Consider the following 257-nt stretch of genomic DNA (forward strand, 5'->3'; position numbering starts at 1 on the left):
CGTCAACAGTGACTGCTTCGACGCCCATTTGTTTGGCGGTTTTTAGATCGTCACGAAAGTCGTGCCATTGTTCTTGAGTGTCTAACCATAAAGGACCCATAACGTTAACCGAGGCTGAAAGTGCGGTATGACTCCAAAGGACTAGTGTGGCTATTAATGTAATTGATTTGAATAACTTAATCATAACGTCCATTGAATGATGTAATTAATGCATCTAAGAGTGTCTGAAAACTTGCCTTGATGAAACAGCCATACGT

At 40.9% G+C, this 257-nt stretch carries 1 protein-coding gene; it reads right to left on the minus strand.

From position 1 onward, the window contains the following. Nucleotides 1-193 (minus strand): hypothetical protein (locus Q4528_RS14680; RefSeq protein ID WP_303522396.1); only part of this gene is annotated, 193 nt, incomplete at its 3' end. Nucleotides 194-257: the final 64 nt, after the last annotated feature.

Source organism: Staphylococcus pasteuri (assembly GCF_030547725.1).
In the GTDB taxonomy this organism is placed as follows: domain Bacteria; phylum Bacillota; class Bacilli; order Staphylococcales; family Staphylococcaceae; genus Staphylococcus; species Staphylococcus pasteuri.